This is a genomic window from Flavicella sediminum (assembly GCF_006381105.1).
GTDB lineage: Bacteria > Bacteroidota > Bacteroidia > Flavobacteriales > Flavobacteriaceae > Flavicella > Flavicella sediminum.
In genome coordinates this window covers 244,159-259,658 of record NZ_VDET01000007.1, presented here as the reverse complement: position 1 = coordinate 259,658, position 15,500 = coordinate 244,159, and the positions used below count along the sequence as shown (strand labels likewise).

Sequence of the window (15,500 nt, the reverse complement as noted above, 5' to 3'; positions counted from 1 at the left end):
AAGAGGGCATAAAAAAACCCATCAAAAAAGATAGGTTTTAAATAATTTAAAAAGATATATTTAGATAACTTTTACGTCAACTGCATTTAATCCTTTTTTACCTTCTTTCAATTCAAATTCTACTTTGTCACCCTCACGGATTTCATCGATCAAACCTGAAATGTGTACGAAATGATCTTCGCTAGACCCTTCCTCTGTAATAAAACCAAAACCTTTAGTTTCATTGAAAAACTTTACTGTACCTGTGCTCATTGTAATAAATTAAATAATAATAATAGTAACAAATTTAACCTTTATCTTTAGATATCAATGGTTTTTATCAATTATTATTGAAAAAATAATAATCTAGCTGTTTCATCATTCGCAATGTGAACAAATTGTAAACCAAAGTGATAGATAAAATTATTGATTGTTGTTTGGCCTTCTTCTTTTTTGCTTAGGTTTTCCTTTGCTAGGTGAGGGTTTTCTTTTTGCTTGTTGTTTTTGTTTCGACAAAGTTTGAGGTGCTGAAGTGTCCACATAATCATGTTCATTAATTACGGGTACTTTTTGTCCAATCAACTTTTCTATGTCTTTTAAATAGGCTCTTTCTTCTGCATCACAAAAAGAAATGGCAATTCCACTTGCTTTTGCTCTACCGGTTCTACCAATTCTATGTACATAGGTTTCTGGAATATTAGGTAAATCAAAATTGATGACTAACGATAATTCAGAAACATCAATTCCTCTGGCTGCAATATCAGTTGCTAAAAGAACATGTAATTCTCCGTTTTTAAACGCTCCTAATGCTTTTTGACGAGCATTTTGAGATTTGTTACCGTGAATGGCTGCCGATTTAATTCCTTGCTGTGCTAATTTTTTTACAATTTTATCAGCACCATGTTTTGTTCTTGAAAAAACTAATGTAGACTTACCTTCTTGGTCATTCAGTAATTCTGTCAGCAATTTAATTTTATCCGATTTTTGTACAAAATAAATGGCTTGTTCTACTTTTTCAGCAGTGGCTTGTTCAGGTTCAATTGATACTCTTTGATAATCTGTTAAAATGGTATGAGACAGGTCGGCTATAGTCTGTGGCATCGTTGCCGAGAAAAATAGGGATTGTCTTTTCGTTGGTAATTTTGTCAACAATCTTTTTATATCATGTATAAACCCCATGTCTAACATTTGATCGGCTTCATCCAAAACAAAATATTCAACATCTTTAAGGCTGATAAAACCTTGCTGCATTAAATCTAAGAGTCTTCCAGGAGTTGCAACTAAAATATCTACTCCTTGTTTTAAAGTATCTGTTTGTCTCCCTTGTTTTACACCTCCAAAAATAACTGCATTTTTTAAATGTGTGTGTGCTGAGTATGCTGTAAAATTGTCAGCAATTTGAATGGCAAGTTCTCTGGTAGGTGTTACAATTAAGGCCTTTATTTTTTTTCTCCCTTGTTGGGTGTTTTTATCTAAAAATAATTGTTGAATAATGGGAATAGCAAACGCTGCTGTTTTTCCTGTTCCGGTTTGAGCACAGCCCAACAAGTCGGTTCCTTTTAATAAAATAGGAATTGCTTGTTCTTGAATAGGTGTTGGTTGTGTGTATCCTTGTGCTTCCAAAGCTCTTAGTATGGGAGCAATAATGTTAATTTCTTTAAATGTCATAAATTTTAATAAGCCACAAAGGTAGTCATTACCTTTTTAGGAAACATTTAAAATAAGGGAGGCAATAGAAAACCTCCCTTAGTTGTTTAAGAGGCTATATTTAAGCTGACATTTTCTTTGAATTTAAATCCAAAAGTAGCTTCGCAAATTATTTCTAATTCATTTTTAATTTCTTTGTATACATAGATATGCAATAGGACTTCCTCTCGGTTCAGTTTTTGAATTTTAGGAGTCAATTTTAAGCTGTCTTTTAAATAGGCGTTTTTTAAAATATGAAGCTTAAATAAGTGTTGATCCACATGAAGTGCATCTTTAATAGAGGCTAAAGAGTTTATTGCTGTAGATTCCATGGTATTGTACAATACATTTGGAAGCAATACTTTGTTTTTGTTTACATCTTTTTTTGTTACAGTATAACTGTATTCTCTAATCGGAGTGAAGTTGTTTGTGTACATAATATTCTATTTTAACGATGGTGTAAATATATGGGGCGTATGTGATCTTTAAGTTGCATAAAAGTTAACTGTTGTACAATGACCTGGGCTAATAATTGAATGTTTTTGGCGATGTTTTTCATGGTGTTTGTTTTCATAATATTTGATTTTTAATGTTACTTATTGGGTATAAAAAAAGGTGCTTTTTGTTTAAAAAAGCACCTTGAATATTATTTAATAATTGTAAATTATTTTTTTAAATAATGATGAGGGCTTTTTCTTAAATCTTGCTTCTGAACCTTAACTAATACCATTGACATTGCCGTATTTTCCATGTTAAAAACTGCTTTTAACGTGGCTAATACCTTGTTTGTAAGGACTGTTATAATTTGGTTTTTCATCATCATGTCACAAAAGTAAGAAATTAATTGAATTGGCGTCTTAAACTTTGTTAAAAGATGTAGGAAACAAGTGTTAAAGATATGTTATCTCTTTTAACGAATTTTTGAAAGTCTTTCTAAAATTTAAAAATAGAAATTTTTATTGGCCTTGCTTCTTTTTCAATATCTTTGATTTTGAAAATTCAAGTAAGAATTTTTCTTGTAGATACTATTTCCATTTATGAAAGTTATTGCAATGATTCCTGCCCGTTTTGAGGCTTCTCGATTCCCAGGAAAACTATTAAAAGATTTAGCAGGAAAACCTGTGATCATTAGAACGTATGAAGCCACAAAAAACACCAATTTATTTGATGATGTTTATGTAATTACGGATAGTGAAGTGATTAAAAAAGCCGTTGAGGAAAATGGAGGAAAAGTATTTATGAGCTTAACCGAGCACGATTGCGGATCAGACCGAATAGCAGAAGCAGCGAAAGAAATTGATGCAGATATAGTGGTAAATGTACAAGGAGATGAGCCTTTTACCCGAAAAGAGCCTTTGGCAGATTTGATTGATGTTTTTAAAAAAGACGTAGATTCAAAAATAGATTTGGCTTCCTTGGTGCACCCCATGACAAATTGGGAAGACATTGAGAATCCTAACAATGTGAAAGTGGTAATGGATAAGGACAACCATGTGATGTATTTTTCTCGTTCTCCAATTCCATATCCAAGAGATAAAACAATAGTTACTACATATTTTAAGCATATTGGTATTTATGCATTTAGAAAATCGGCATTGATTGAATTTACAAAAATGCCAATGCAGCAAAATGAAGCTACTGAAAAACTGGAAGGAATACGGTTTTTAGAATATGGAAAAAAAATAAAAATGGTAGAAACGCCTTACCAAGTTATTGGTATTGATACGCCATCAGATTTAGATTTAGCCAACGACCTATGGAAATAAATTTCTCTAAAATAAAAGTGATCGCTTTTGATGCAGACGACACACTTTGGGTAAATGAGCCTTATTTTAGAGAAGCAGAAGACAAAGTTGCCAAATTGTTGTCTCGTTATGAAACGGAAAATAAAATCAATCAGGAGCTCTATAAAATAGAAATTGACAACTTACCTTATTATGGTTATGGGGTAAAAGGTTTTATTTTATCAATGATAGAATTATCAACTACCTTATCAAACCAACAAGTGCATCCTAAAATTATTGATGAAATTTTGAAGATAGGGAAGGAGATGCTTTTTAAGCCAATTGAATTATTGGAAGGCGTTCCTGAAATCCTTGAAAGTTTGAGTAGTCATTACCGATTGATTGTCGCCACAAAAGGTGATTTATTAGATCAGGAAAGAAAACTACAAAAATCTGGTTTATTGTCTTATTTTCATCATGTTGAAGTGATGAGTGATAAAAAAGAAAAAGACTATTTGAAAATTTTAAAGCATTTAGAAGTGGCACCTGAAGAATTTTTAATGGTAGGAAATTCTTTAAAATCAGATGTTCTGCCCTTAGTTAAAATTGGTGCTTCTGCCGTACATATTCCTTTTCATACCACTTGGGAACATGAGCGTGTTTGCGAATCAGAAAAATCAAAAACGGCTTATCAAACCCTAAGCTCTATATTAGGTTTAAAAAAATTACTTACTGTAAAGTAAAAGCAGTAAATTTGCTGCGTAATTAAAACATAAGAGATGGCATCAATAAAAAATTTAAAAAAAGACATTCATAATACTTTAGGCGACTTAATAGAAGCATGTTATGTTTGGGAAATTGTAACGGCAGATGCAGATACAAGTAAATCTGGAGCAATCATTGAAGAAACATTAGTAGCGTTTGATGGTTTAATGGATAAAATCCATGCGAAAGATATTGAAAGTAAAAAAGCACATTTTAAATCTATTGAAAGTGATTTAGAAAATACTGCAAATTCTTTGGCTGAAAAGATTTCGAATTTGTAAACTAAATGTTAACATTTGTTAAAGTTGGAGCTAAATTTTTATTTAGCTCTTTTTTTTTCTAAATTTGGTTGAAATAAAAAATAATAGTTAAAAATAATGGCTAGAGAAGTTTACGATTACACAAAAACTGTATTACAAAAGGTAAGTTTTAATGCTGAATTATTTTACAAAGAATTAGAAAAAGCAGTGAAAAAACTATTACCCCATGAAGTTAAAGAATTAAAAATCTGGTTAAGAGAGTTTACTAGTAACAAACCAGAATTATACTATTGCTTAGCAATTATGGAATAAAAAAAAAGGGCTTGATAAAAGCCCTTTTTTTATGCCTATTTTTTATAAATAGGACTGATAATATTGACATCGTTAAAGGAAATAGCTCCTCTAACAATACCATCTATGGTTGACTTTAAGGCTTCAATCAATTGCATTTTTAGTTGCGATTTATGATACAATAAACTGACTTCCCTAGCAGGTACCGGTTTTTCAAATTCTCTTAAATATTTTTTGTCGGATTCATGAACATCTAAGGTTTGTAAATAAGGCAGTAATGTCATTCCCATACCTTCCTTTGATAATTTGATCAATGTGTCAAAACTTCCGCTTTCCAATCGGAAGGCTTTGTTTTTTGTGGTGCCTGAATTGCAAATATTTAAAATACTGTCTTTAAAACAATGCCCATCTTCTAGCAATAACATCGTTTCTACGTCTAGCTCGTCTACACAAAGTTGTTTCTTTTTAAACAATTTATGATTTTCAGGAATATAACCTACAAAAGGTTCATAATACAACGGACGTTCCTTAATGTTTTCGTTTTCAAGCGGAGTTGCTGCAATAGCAACATCAATATGTCCATCATTTAACTTGTTAATAATTTCCTCAGTCGTTAACTCTTCTATTTGCAAGTTTACTTTAGGATATTTTTTGTTGAATGTCTTTAAAAACATTGGCAACAAAGTGGGCATTATGGTTGGAATAATAGCAATTTTAAATTCACCACCTACAAAGCCTTTTTGTTGATCAACAATATCACTAATTCTATTGCTTTCATTGACAATAATTTTGGCCTGAGCCACAATTTTTTTTCCTATTTCAGTCAACTGTATAGGTTTTTTTGCACGATTGAAAATTTGAACATCTAATTGATCTTCTAATTTTTGTATCTGCATACTTAATGTGGGTTGGGTAACAAAACTATGTTCTGCAGCCACAGTAAAGTTTTGGTATTCTGCAACGGAAAGAATGTATTTTAGCTGGGTAATTGTCATCGTATAATATTAGACAATAAAATTACTAAAATCAATTGGTAAAATCTATACTGAAGCGTTTTATTTATAAGAATCTGTCTATTGATTCCAAAACTCACGCTTTTTATTTAATTCATCTTCTTGTTTTTTATAATCTTCAACTGAAATTACTTTAAGAAAAGAAGGATGTTGCTCTATTGCGTATTCTATTTGCTTTACAATGTCAGCAAAAGAATCATTTTCATAATCAATTTTCAATGGTTTTTTGATCACCATTGTTTGTAAAACACCTCGTTTTTTAATAAGCAACCCTTTTTTGTCGAATGATCTTCTAAAGCCATCAATAACAATAGGAATGACAATGGGTTTGTAGGTTTTAATAATATGAGAAGTTCCACGTCGAATAGGGTTAAAAGGCTTTGTTGTTCCTTGCGGAAAAGTAATTACCCACCCATCATTTAGAGCAGTTCCGATATTACTAATATCAGACATTTTTACTTGTCTAGTCACATCTTTACCTTCACTTCTCCAAGTTCTTTGAATCGAAACAGACCCCATATAGGCAAAAATCTTTGGCAATAAACCTGCTTTCATCGTCTCTGCAGCTGCTATATAATACAAATTCAATTTTGGGTTCCAGATATAGCCAATATTTTTAATCGAATCTACTCTTCCTTTTAAAGCCGCGTTAAAAACATGAAACATCGCTGCAACATCGGCAAAATAGGTTTGGTGATTCGCAATAAATAACACATTGGTGTCTGGTAAATCTCTAATGATTTCAGAACCTTCTATATGTAACTTATTAAATTTGTTATACCTTCTATGAGAAATGACCCCTAAAATTCTGATAAGCCATTTCTTCAAAATTAAAATATGACCAAAAGGATTTCTTTTAAAAATTTTCATTCGTACGGGTTAGTTTAGCGTGGACAAATTTACAAAAAGAAATGAGTTATTAAAGAGATTTTAGAAGTTCTTTAATCTCGCTGATTATCATGGCGGTAGCACCCCAAACCACGTGATTGTTCAAATTAAAATACGGAATGTTCATTTCTTTGGCATACGAAGTGTCCTTTGTCATGTATTGAACAGAGGCATCATTTAGCATGTCTTTTAAGGGAACTTCAATTATTTCGGCAACCTCCTCATTTACATAGAATACGGGCTGATTATTGGTGTAGCCTATGAACGGGGTTACTAAAAAATTGCTTGGAGGAATGTATACATCGGTTAGTTCTTTTATAATTTCAATATTTTCTGGTGCTAAGCCAACTTCTTCAAAACTTTCTCTTAAAGCTGTTTGCTGAAGGTTTTTATCCTGAATTTCTACTTTCCCACCAGGAAAACTTACTTGTGCTCCATGGGTACCTTTGTAATCGGCACGTAATGTTAGGAGAAGCATGGTTTCGCCCCTTTCATTTGGGTAGAATAGGGCTAAGACTGCTGCTTTTTTTGCTTTTCTATTGGCAATGGCTTCTTTTGAAAAAGGCTTCCGAAGCTCTGGCGCCAATTTAAATTGTGCATCCGTACCTCCTAAAGTTGCATTTTGTAGCGCTACGATTAAATTTTCAAAATTAGAATTGTTCATGTCTGTTTTTACGCTTTTTTAGAAAGAAGGCTGTTGTTAAAAGTAGAAGACAAGGTATTCCAATCCAAATAAATTCACTTAAAAGTACTTGTAGTCCTCGGTGACTTATAAATTTTTCTATACCTATTGGTGATACTTTTATAGGTCTAAAGGGAAAAAAATAACGTGTATTGTCAAAAGGAGCTAAAAGCGCCACTCCACGTCCGCCCGAGGTCATAGCATCTAAAATTCCATGTGAGGCTGTACACAAAAACAAGTAAATACCTATAAAAGTTTTTTCTTTTAAATTGCTGTTGTTTTTATAAAATGTCCAAACGAATACTAGAGAAATTAAGGCTGCAAAAACAAAAGAGTGCGAAAACCCTCTATGTCCCCAAAAACTTTTATAAGGGATGCCTAAGCTAAAACTGACCACATCGGCATCTGGTAGAATAGAACAAATAATTCCAAGAAGATAAAAATTCCAATTTAATATATGCTTATTGAAGTTTTTTCCAATAGCAAAGGCCGTTAAGGCATGACCGAAAGCTGAAGCCATAATTAGTTCTTTTTAGTTTTTATAAATTCATACAGGCTTTCAATGGCTTTATAAGCATTTTTTTTCAAGATTTTTTTCACCACTACAGCCATGACTAGTTTCTTTAAAAAAGAAGTGGCTTCTGCATAAATTTCTAGTTTTAACTCGCACGATTTTTTAGAAATAGGTGTGAGCGTATAAAATTGATAAACAGCGTCTACAAAAGGAAAACTACTCGTTACTTCTCCATAAATTAATTGATTTTCTTCAACATCTTTGGTAACCGTTGTGAAATTTAAATGTTTTTGATTGATCACACAAACATGCCCCGAACCAATTCGGGTCACTTCATTTTTATTAAATTCAAAAGCATCCACTCCTTCAACCCATAAATGACGAAAGCTATAATTACTAAGATATTCCATTAGTTGGTTTGCCTCAATTGGAAATTTTTTTTCAAGGAGAACGGAGGGAGACTTTTTAAAATTTATTTTTTTTATTGCAGTTTGTCGATTGAGCTTTAAATTATCCGTTGCAATTTTTGCATATTGATAGGCCAGTACTTTTTTGTCGTAAGTGTCGCTTAATTTCTCAAAATCAAAAAGTTTGCTTTTGTAATGTTCCGTTAAGAAAATTTCATCAGCAAGAGTTTGACTGATCAGTACATAATTATCACTGGCAATTGAATTTTTCATTAAACGATGTGCCTCAATGACTTGTGGTCCAAAGGGTTTCTTTTTATTCTGAACAGTAATAAATTCTATATCGCCACAATGAACTACTATTTTTAATTCTAAATTTACGGCAGAAGAACAGGCATTACAAGGGCAAATTCTGTTATTCTTCAACAAATCTAATTGACTGAAAAAGGCGGTAAACATGGTTTCAACTTGCGCCAGTATTTTTTCTAAGGAAGGAATTTCTTCTTTGTAAAAAAACAAGGCATCTCCTTCCACTTCTGCTAATTTTAAATCAAGTGTATTGGCACTTACGAGTATTTCTAAAAGTTCCGCAATTACATGTTGACTGTGACTTATTTCTGTGGTTTGAACAAATTCGGTGTATCCAGAAATGTCAGGTAAAAATAAAAGTGATTTAGGCATGTAGTTTACTTGTTGTTCTTTGTTGAATTGTAATATAAAGATATTCATAAAGAGTCAGACTTTTTTCTATATTTACTTTTAATTCCAAACCAAACTAAAATTTGCTTTCTGATTATGAAAACCACTCCATACGGTATCCTGCTAATGCTTATGATACTTACAATAAGCTGTCAAGAAAATAAAAAAAAGAAGGCTAAAGAATTTCATCCTAAAACCTATAAAATGCACAAAGCTACTTCAGAAATTGTGGTAGATGGAGTTTTAGAGGAAGCCTGGGAAAAGGCTGTGGTAAAAGATTTTAATAATTTCTATGCTGCAGAAAAAAGCCATGATAAACAAAACACAAAATTTAGAATGCTTTGGGATGAAGAGTTTTTGTATTTGTTTTATGAATGCCAAGATCAATTTATAACTGCTAGAGAAAAGGAAAGAGATGGGGCTCCTTATTTTGATGATTGTGCTGAATTTTTTTTAAGTCCTACGGCTGAACCTATAGGCGTACATTTTGGTTTTGAGTTGAATTTATACAAAACGGCCAATGACTTTGTGTTTGTCAACGATTTTTATGAAGGAGTTTTTGGATCAATCAAAGGATTGAATCCTGCCTACGAAACAGAAATTACCATCAACGGTACGCTAAATGATAATTCAGATATAGATACAGGTTGGACCATGGAAATGGCGATTCCTATTTCTGTTTTTAAAGGAGTTACCAAATTTGAACCTGTACAAAAGGGGAGTAGGTGGACTTTTTTAGCTTTAAGACAAGATAGAAATGATGCCACGGGTGACCGAAGAGTTACTTCAACTATTTTCCCTATTGAAAGTGAAGAAGCTGTGCATGATGCGAATCAGTTCTCTTGGTTAGAATTTGTTGAGGAATAAAAAATCTCTCCCTTTTTTAACTCAGCAAAAGGGAGAGATGAACACAAGTAATAAACAATAAACAAGAATTTTATAGTTTTAAAAAGCAATTTGTTGCTTTTTAATTTGTTCACAAAAAGGCTTCCAAGCCATAGCTGCCTTTTAGCATGCCGACGGCTAATACCGCGGCAATGCAAATAATTAATATGCTAATTGGAATCAGTAACCTGTCTACTTTAGATAATTTTTCAGCTCTTTTTTTGTCTCCAATAAGTCCATTATTGTCTAAAAACATGGCCAAAGCCCAAGCTAATACCGGGTTTGTTACCATGGCCATAAAAATACAAATACCAGCTGCTTGCGCACAAGCGCTTTCTTTTACCATTTGTATTCCTGCTTCAATCATAGGTAAAAACACACCTACTAGCAAAGCAATAGATCGTACAGGTGGCCAAACAGCAATATCTATCGGACTTCCTAAAATGGCCACAGTCATAACCATTAAACCTAATAAAATTGCGCCTCCTGGAATGGGTCTTTTGGCAATTGCTGCCGGTATCAAATAGGTTCCCCATGAAGAAGTAATATTTCCTCCTCCAACGGCAGTTCCTACCATTTGCCGAATAGAACACATGGTCATCGTGTCATCTACATCCATCAATACTTTTTCAGATCGCTTTGGATAATTCATTTCTTGGAAAATTCGATGACCTAGGAAGTCGGGCGACCACATAGCTACTGCTAAAATGGCAAAAGGCAAAGAGGCAATAAAATGTTGACTTTCAGGCAAACCAAGCATCCAGCCTTCATTTGTGCTTCCCCACCAATAAACTGGGTTTAAATTAGGTAAGCCAATTTCTGTGGTAATTTGTAGGTCGAAACTAGCCCCTCCTATTAAAGCTATAAGTAAAGCTGTTATAGCACAGGCCGGAATGGCCAACCAACGTTTGTCAATTCTAGCAAGAAAGCTGTATAAAATTACAGTTACAGATAAAATAACTAAGCCCAAATAGCCCAAGCTTCCCGCTTCTATTGTAGAAGAAGCCAAACCCTTGCTCCATGTTTGAATAGTTCTTATTTGACTCAAAGCTCCTGTAAAACCTAAAAATATTAACAAGCCACCTGCTACACCTTTACTAGTCAGATTGACCAAACGAGATCCTCCTTTAAAAAAACTGAGTAACAAGCCAAAAATTCCAATTAAAATAGCCAAAGCTAATGGATGAGCCCCCGCCAATGCTATACTAGCAATAAGAGGAATCATAGGTCCATGATTTCCTGCTAAATTGGCTCTTGGATTAAAAAAACCAGAGGCCAAAATAACAAATAAAAAGGCTGGAATAAGCATTTCAACTCTAGACACCTCAATGGCAAAATCTTTCCCCAATGTAATATGATCCCAAGCTTCCGTAAGTCCATCTGCCCAGGCCATCATTACAGATGAGTACATGGCAATAATACCCAAAGTACCTGCAAAGGCAGGAATTAAATCTTCCCATTCAAATCTAAAATCTCTACCCGGAAGGTTTAGTCTAAATCTTCTAGGTTTCATAATTTGTAATTCGTGTTCTAGGTATTCCGATCGGCTGTTGAATTCTGATGCCGGTTTGTGTAGTTCTTTAAAAGTTTTCATGGGGTCATTTTTTCATGCTAGAAATTAATTTTCATGAAAACTTCATTGAAAATAATTCTTGGATTCTTTGCTCTATAAAAATATTTTCCAATTTTACAGACTGTTTTACAGTATTTTAGGTAGTTGTAGAAGTGTTTTTTGTTTTTGGCGGTTTTTAAATTTATTTATTTTAGAATTGGATTAATTGATTTTAACTTCTTTAAAATATTTGTTCAAAATAGCAGCAGCTTCTTTTAATTCTTCAGGAGTATTTTCTCGAGCATCTTCCAATTCATACTTCCATCCTAAAGCTTTCCATTTATGAACGCCAAGTTTGTGGTAAGGCTGTAATTCTATTTTTTCAATAGTTTGATACTCTTTAAAATGGGCACCTAAAGCATGCAATAATTCAGGAGTATTTGTTAGACCAGGAATTAACACATAGCGCAACCACATTTTTTTCCCTGAGGCTTCTCTATAAGCTGCAAATTTGAAAGTTGTTTCCTTGCTTTTTGCCCCTGTTAAGGCTCGGTAACCTGCTTCTTCCATATGCTTTATGTCAAGCATCACCAAATCGGTATAGTTGTCCAAAAGCGCTTCTGTAAAATGATTGAGTACTCTACCATTCGTATCAATATTTGTGTGAATTCCTTCTTCTTTTAATCGCTTAAAAAAATGAATCAATTCTTTAGATTGCAACAATGGTTCTCCACCTGAGACAGTAACCCCTCCTTTTTTACCAAAATAGGATTTCATGTTTATGGCGCGTTGTACCAATTCTTCAATGTCATGTTCCGTTCCTCCATGCGTGTCAATAGAGTCAGGGTTATGGCAATACAAGCATTTTAATTTGCAACCTTGTAAAAAAACGACCATCCTAATTCCAGGACCATCATGGGTTCCAAAAGATTCTATGGAGTGAATTCTTAATGTATTTTGAGCTGTTTTGATAGCGATATTCTTTAAGTGAAGGGTATCTAAACAAAGTTAGATACCCATATGAGTTAAGTTTTACATGGCTTCATGGAAAGATCTAGTGATAACTTCCATTTGCTGCTCTCTTGTCAGTCTAATAAAATTTACTGCATAACCAGAAACACGAATGGTAAGCTGTGGATATTCTTCAGGATTTTCCATAGCATCTAACAAGGTTTCTTTGTCGAGTACATTTACATTTAAATGTTGGGCGCCTTTGTCAAAATAACCATCCAGCGTACTTGCCAAATTATCAATTCTTTCTTCTTGTGTAGCCCCTAAAGATTTAGGAACAATTGAGAAGGTATTTGAAATTCCATCTTGAGAATCTGCATAATTAATTTTTGCTACAGAATTTAAAGAAGCTATGGCCCCATGAGAATCTCGTCCGTGCATAGGGTTGGCACCAGGAGCAAAGGGAACCCCTTTTTCTCTTCCATCAGGAGTGGCTCCTGTTTTTTTACCATACACAACATTTGAAGTAATGGTTAATACCGACATGGTAACGGCAGCTTCTTTATAAACCGGAAGTTTTTTCAATTCATTATTAAAATCTGCAACCGCTTTGCTCGCTAATAAATCCACTCGATCATCGTCATTTCCATATTTAGGAAAAGCTCCTTCAATAGCAAAAGAAACGGTTAAGCCTTCTTCATTTCTAATTGGTTTTACTTTGGCGTATTTAATGGCAGAAAGTGAATCGGCAACAATAGATAAGCCTGCAATTCCGTAGGCAATATTGATAAAAGGATTGGTATCTATCAAAGCCATTTGCGCTTTTTCATAGTAATACTTGTCGTGCATATAGTGAATGATATTCATGGCATCATTGTACACTCTAGCCACTTCCTTCATCGCAATTTCGAAATTGGCTTTCACTTTGTCAAAATCTAAATATTCATCGGTATAAGGAGCAATACCGTCAACCATTTGAGTTCCTGTAATTTCACATTTCCCTCCATTTATGGCCAATAATAAAGTTTTAGCCAAATTAGTTCTGGCTCCGAAAAATTGAATTTGTTTTCCAATTTCTTGGAAAGAAACACAACAAGCAATTCCATAATCGTCAGAATTACGTGTGGTTCTCATCAATTCATCATTTTCAAATTGAATAGAAGAGGTGTCAATAGAAACTTTGGCACAGTAGTTTTTAAAATTTTGAGGCAGACCATAAGACCAAAGAATGGTAATATTTGGTTCAGGAGATGGGCCTAGGTTGTAAAGTGTGTGTAAGAAACGGAAAGAAGTTTTTGTGACTTTTGTACGACCGTCTGAAAACATACCTCCAATCGCTTCGGTAACCCAAGTAGGATCTCCTGCAAAAATTTGGTCGTAGGCCTCCATTCTTAAATGTCTCACCATTCTCAATTTCATAACAAATTGATCAATATATTCTTGAGCTTCCACTTCCGTAATAGCTCCAGTTTCTAAATCTTGTTGGATGAAAATATCTAAGAAAGAGGAAACATTTCCTAAAGACATAGCAGCGCCATCTTGTTCTTTTACGGCAGCTAAATATGCCATATACGTCCATTGAACCGCTTCTTGGGCATTTTGTGCAGGACGAGCTAAATCTAAGTCGTAATGCGCACCCATTTTTACCATGTCCTTTAAGGCATTTATTTGTTCAGATACTTCTTCACGCAGGCGGATAACGGCGTCACTCATTGGGCCTGTAATTTTTTCTAAATCCGCTTTTTTGTTTTCTATAAGAAAATCAATTCCGTACAAGGCAATTCTACGATAATCTCCTATAACTCTTCCACGAGCATAGTTGTCGGGTAAGCCCGTTAAAAATCCTAAAGACCTGAATTTTTTTATTTCAGAAGTGTAGGCAGAGAATACACCATCGTTGTGTGTTTTTACGTATTTAGAAAATAGTTCGTTAACATTTTTATTTGGAGCCAATCCGTGTTCAGCCAATGCTTTTTGAACCACTTTATAACCTCCAAAAGGTTTCATGGCTCTTTTTAGCAGCTGGTCGGTTTGTAAACCTACAATAGTTTCATTTTCTTGATCAATATAACCTGCTTCAAATGAATTAATTCCAGATACAGTAGCAGTATCTACAGAATGTACACCATTATTTAATCGTTCTTCTTTAACGGTTTCTTTGCAGATTTCCCATAGTTTTTTGGTTTTATCAGAAGGACCTACTAAAAAGTCTTCTTTACCATAATAAGGAGTAATGTTTTTGACGACAAAATCCCTAACGTTTATTCTTTTGTTCCAAACTCCATTTTTGAATGCTATTGTTTTCATGTGTTTATGTTTTGTAATTATCTTGTTTATTGCTGTTTCAAATATACGAAATAGTACAATAATAAAAGATCGTATAATCCTTTATTTGACTATTGTTCATTCGATGGAACAAAAAGAAGAATATGGATGGAATTCGGTTCGTTGAAAAATATAAACAGGAGAGTTGTTGAATATGTAATTATTTTTTATATACCCCGAATTTTTAAGATTAAAAAGTAGAATTTGTTGTCTTGTATAAACAATAAGCTAAGTTTTATTGTATAGTTTTTAATGGATGATTTGTGTAAAATTAACTAAATAAAAGAGTAAACAGTATTATTTAGATTCTCTTTAAATTACTAAAACAAATGACTAAATGTGTTTTTAAAATGTTTACCGAAAATAAGTGAGTATTACAATTATTTCACTAGAACAGTGATTCGATTAAGAATTTAAAAGTAAAAACTATTGATTTGTAAAAATAAATCTAAATTTTAACACTATATTTGAAAAGTTCCATTGCTTAGTCCAAGGCCCCCGATTTTACTCAAACTTAATTTTTTATTGAAATGAATAAAAAAAACATCTTAAAAGCTGCGGCATTGGCGACTGTAACTTTATCGGTTATTGCCTTAAAAGGAAATGATGAGGGTGGAGAAAAAGTTAAACTACTTCACAAAGGAAAAGTAATTACAGTTTCAGGAAACGCTTTAAAGGCACATTTGAAACATGGTGATGAATTGTTAGTATTCCATGAAGGAGCATGGATTACACAAACTGAATTGGATGCTATTATTGTCGCTAATCAGGAATATCAAGACACAACTGCTGAGGATGAGGAACTTGAAGGAGATGAAGATTTTGAAGAAGACGTAGAAGAATTATAAGTGTTATAAAAGTACTTGAAAACCGCAAAAT

General features: G+C 33.3%; 17 protein-coding genes. 6 read left to right on the top strand and 11 right to left on the bottom strand.

Translation table 11 applies throughout. The features are described from left to right. Window positions 1–60: 60 nt before the first annotated feature. From FGM02_RS09060 to FGM02_RS09050, 3 genes are all read right to left on the bottom strand, one after another. Window positions 61–252, bottom strand: a complete 192-nt coding sequence (locus tag FGM02_RS09060) for a cold-shock protein (RefSeq protein WP_139958045.1) — start codon at window positions 250–252, stop codon at window positions 61–63. A gap of 150 nt (window positions 253–402) precedes the next feature. After that, window positions 403–1,647, bottom strand: a complete 1,245-nt coding sequence (locus tag FGM02_RS09055; RefSeq protein ID WP_139958044.1) for a DEAD/DEAH box helicase — start codon at window positions 1,645–1,647, stop codon at window positions 403–405. Between the two features lie 86 nt (window positions 1,648–1,733). Then, on the bottom strand, window positions 1,734–2,102 hold the full coding sequence (locus FGM02_RS09050; protein ID WP_139958043.1) for a hypothetical protein: 369 nt from the start codon (window positions 2,100–2,102) through the stop codon (window positions 1,734–1,736). A gap of 600 nt (window positions 2,103–2,702) precedes the next feature. Between FGM02_RS09050 and kdsB the strand changes: the two genes are divergently transcribed. From kdsB to FGM02_RS09030, 4 genes are all read left to right on the top strand, one after another. Beyond that, on the top strand, window positions 2,703–3,431 hold the full coding sequence (kdsB, locus tag FGM02_RS09045) for a 3-deoxy-manno-octulosonate cytidylyltransferase (RefSeq protein WP_139958042.1): 729 nt from the start codon (window positions 2,703–2,705) through the stop codon (window positions 3,429–3,431). Continuing rightward, window positions 3,422–4,132 carry an HAD family hydrolase gene (locus tag FGM02_RS09040; RefSeq protein WP_139958041.1) on the top strand — a complete coding sequence of 237 codons (711 nt, stop codon included), beginning with the start codon at window positions 3,422–3,424 and terminating at the stop codon, window positions 4,130–4,132. Before kdsB ends, FGM02_RS09040 begins: the two co-directional genes overlap by 10 nt. Before the next feature lie 36 nt (window positions 4,133–4,168). After that, window positions 4,169–4,435 (top strand): hypothetical protein, encoded by a 267-nt coding sequence (locus tag FGM02_RS09035; RefSeq protein ID WP_139958040.1) that lies wholly within the window; start codon window positions 4,169–4,171, stop codon window positions 4,433–4,435. Window positions 4,436–4,531: 96 nt separating this feature from the next. Further along, a complete protein-coding gene (locus FGM02_RS09030) occupies window positions 4,532–4,726 on the top strand; it encodes a hypothetical protein (protein ID WP_139958039.1) in 195 nt (64 codons plus the stop codon). Between the two features lie 35 nt (window positions 4,727–4,761). Here FGM02_RS09030 and FGM02_RS09025 read toward each other — a convergent pair whose 3' ends face one another. From FGM02_RS09025 to FGM02_RS09005, 5 genes are all read right to left on the bottom strand, one after another. Continuing rightward, the gene (locus tag FGM02_RS09025) at window positions 4,762–5,700 is read right to left on the bottom strand and encodes a hydrogen peroxide-inducible genes activator (RefSeq protein WP_139958038.1); all 939 of its coding nucleotides are present in this window, start codon (window positions 5,698–5,700) and stop codon (window positions 4,762–4,764) included. 78 nt (window positions 5,701–5,778) lie between these two features. Then, on the bottom strand, window positions 5,779–6,588 hold the full coding sequence (locus FGM02_RS09020) for a lysophospholipid acyltransferase family protein (RefSeq protein WP_139958037.1): 810 nt from the start codon (window positions 6,586–6,588) through the stop codon (window positions 5,779–5,781). Between the two features lie 49 nt (window positions 6,589–6,637). After that, the gene (locus tag FGM02_RS09015) at window positions 6,638–7,270 is read right to left on the bottom strand and encodes an NUDIX hydrolase (protein ID WP_139958036.1); all 633 of its coding nucleotides are present in this window, start codon (window positions 7,268–7,270) and stop codon (window positions 6,638–6,640) included. Further along, window positions 7,257–7,808, bottom strand: a complete 552-nt coding sequence (locus FGM02_RS09010) for a metal-dependent hydrolase (RefSeq protein ID WP_139958035.1) — start codon at window positions 7,806–7,808, stop codon at window positions 7,257–7,259. The genes FGM02_RS09015 and FGM02_RS09010 overlap by 14 nt, the downstream gene beginning before the upstream one ends. A gap of 2 nt (window positions 7,809–7,810) precedes the next feature. Continuing rightward, window positions 7,811–8,938 (bottom strand): DUF2652 domain-containing protein, encoded by a 1,128-nt coding sequence (locus FGM02_RS09005; protein ID WP_243739385.1) that lies wholly within the window; start codon window positions 8,936–8,938, stop codon window positions 7,811–7,813. A 66-nt stretch (window positions 8,939–9,004) separates the two neighbouring features. Here FGM02_RS09005 and FGM02_RS09000 point away from each other — a divergent pair, with 66 nt between their 5' ends. Further along, on the top strand, window positions 9,005–9,775 hold the full coding sequence (locus FGM02_RS09000) for a carbohydrate-binding family 9-like protein (protein ID WP_139958034.1): 771 nt from the start codon (window positions 9,005–9,007) through the stop codon (window positions 9,773–9,775). Between the two features lie 109 nt (window positions 9,776–9,884). On the opposite strand, the gene FGM02_RS08995 is transcribed toward FGM02_RS09000, so the two are convergent. The 3 genes from FGM02_RS08995 to pflB all read right to left on the bottom strand — a co-directional run bounded on the left by FGM02_RS08995 (window position 9,885) and on the right by pflB (window position 14,603). Further along, window positions 9,885–11,387, bottom strand: a complete 1,503-nt coding sequence (locus tag FGM02_RS08995; protein WP_139958033.1) for a DUF3360 family protein — start codon at window positions 11,385–11,387, stop codon at window positions 9,885–9,887. A gap of 180 nt (window positions 11,388–11,567) precedes the next feature. Next, complete coding sequence (gene pflA / locus FGM02_RS08990) at window positions 11,568–12,281, bottom strand: pyruvate formate-lyase-activating protein (protein ID WP_262711112.1); 714 nt, start codon at window positions 12,279–12,281, stop codon at window positions 11,568–11,570. A 96-nt stretch (window positions 12,282–12,377) separates the two neighbouring features. Further along, the gene (pflB, locus tag FGM02_RS08985) at window positions 12,378–14,603 is read right to left on the bottom strand and encodes a formate C-acetyltransferase (RefSeq protein ID WP_139958031.1); all 2,226 of its coding nucleotides are present in this window, start codon (window positions 14,601–14,603) and stop codon (window positions 12,378–12,380) included. A 548-nt stretch (window positions 14,604–15,151) separates the two neighbouring features. Between pflB and FGM02_RS08980 the strand changes: the two genes are divergently transcribed. Next, window positions 15,152–15,469 carry a hypothetical protein gene (locus tag FGM02_RS08980; protein ID WP_139958030.1) on the top strand — a complete coding sequence of 106 codons (318 nt, stop codon included), beginning with the start codon at window positions 15,152–15,154 and terminating at the stop codon, window positions 15,467–15,469. The last annotated feature ends 31 nt before the right edge of the window (window positions 15,470–15,500 follow it).

Excerpts from the sequence above, each read along its gene's own strand:
- FGM02_RS09060 (WP_139958045.1), bottom strand. The coding sequence starts at position 252 with ATGAGCACAGGTACAGTAAAGTTTTTCAATGAAACTAAAGGTTTTGGT.
- FGM02_RS09055 (WP_139958044.1), bottom strand. The coding sequence starts at position 1,647 with ATGACATTTAAAGAAATTAACATTATTGCTCCCATACTAAGAGCTTTG.
- FGM02_RS09050 (WP_139958043.1), bottom strand. The coding sequence starts at position 2,102 with ATGTACACAAACAACTTCACTCCGATTAGAGAATACAGTTATACTGTA.
- kdsB (WP_139958042.1), top strand. The coding sequence starts at position 2,703 with ATGAAAGTTATTGCAATGATTCCTGCCCGTTTTGAGGCTTCTCGATTC.
- FGM02_RS09040 (WP_139958041.1), top strand. The coding sequence starts at position 3,422 with ATGGAAATAAATTTCTCTAAAATAAAAGTGATCGCTTTTGATGCAGAC.
- FGM02_RS09035 (WP_139958040.1), top strand. The coding sequence starts at position 4,169 with ATGGCATCAATAAAAAATTTAAAAAAAGACATTCATAATACTTTAGGC.
- FGM02_RS09030 (WP_139958039.1), top strand. The coding sequence starts at position 4,532 with ATGGCTAGAGAAGTTTACGATTACACAAAAACTGTATTACAAAAGGTA.
- FGM02_RS09025 (WP_139958038.1), bottom strand. The coding sequence starts at position 5,700 with ATGACAATTACCCAGCTAAAATACATTCTTTCCGTTGCAGAATACCAA.
- FGM02_RS09020 (WP_139958037.1), bottom strand. The coding sequence starts at position 6,588 with ATGAAAATTTTTAAAAGAAATCCTTTTGGTCATATTTTAATTTTGAAG.
- FGM02_RS09015 (WP_139958036.1), bottom strand. The coding sequence starts at position 7,270 with ATGAACAATTCTAATTTTGAAAATTTAATCGTAGCGCTACAAAATGCA.
- FGM02_RS09010 (WP_139958035.1), bottom strand. The coding sequence starts at position 7,808 with ATGGCTTCAGCTTTCGGTCATGCCTTAACGGCCTTTGCTATTGGAAAA.
- FGM02_RS09005 (WP_243739385.1), bottom strand. The coding sequence starts at position 8,938 with ATGAATATCTTTATATTACAATTCAACAAAGAACAACAAGTAAACTAC.
- FGM02_RS09000 (WP_139958034.1), top strand. The coding sequence starts at position 9,005 with ATGAAAACCACTCCATACGGTATCCTGCTAATGCTTATGATACTTACA.
- FGM02_RS08995 (WP_139958033.1), bottom strand. The coding sequence starts at position 11,387 with ATGAAAACTTTTAAAGAACTACACAAACCGGCATCAGAATTCAACAGC.
- pflB (WP_139958031.1), bottom strand. The coding sequence starts at position 14,603 with ATGAAAACAATAGCATTCAAAAATGGAGTTTGGAACAAAAGAATAAAC.
- FGM02_RS08980 (WP_139958030.1), top strand. The coding sequence starts at position 15,152 with ATGAATAAAAAAAACATCTTAAAAGCTGCGGCATTGGCGACTGTAACT.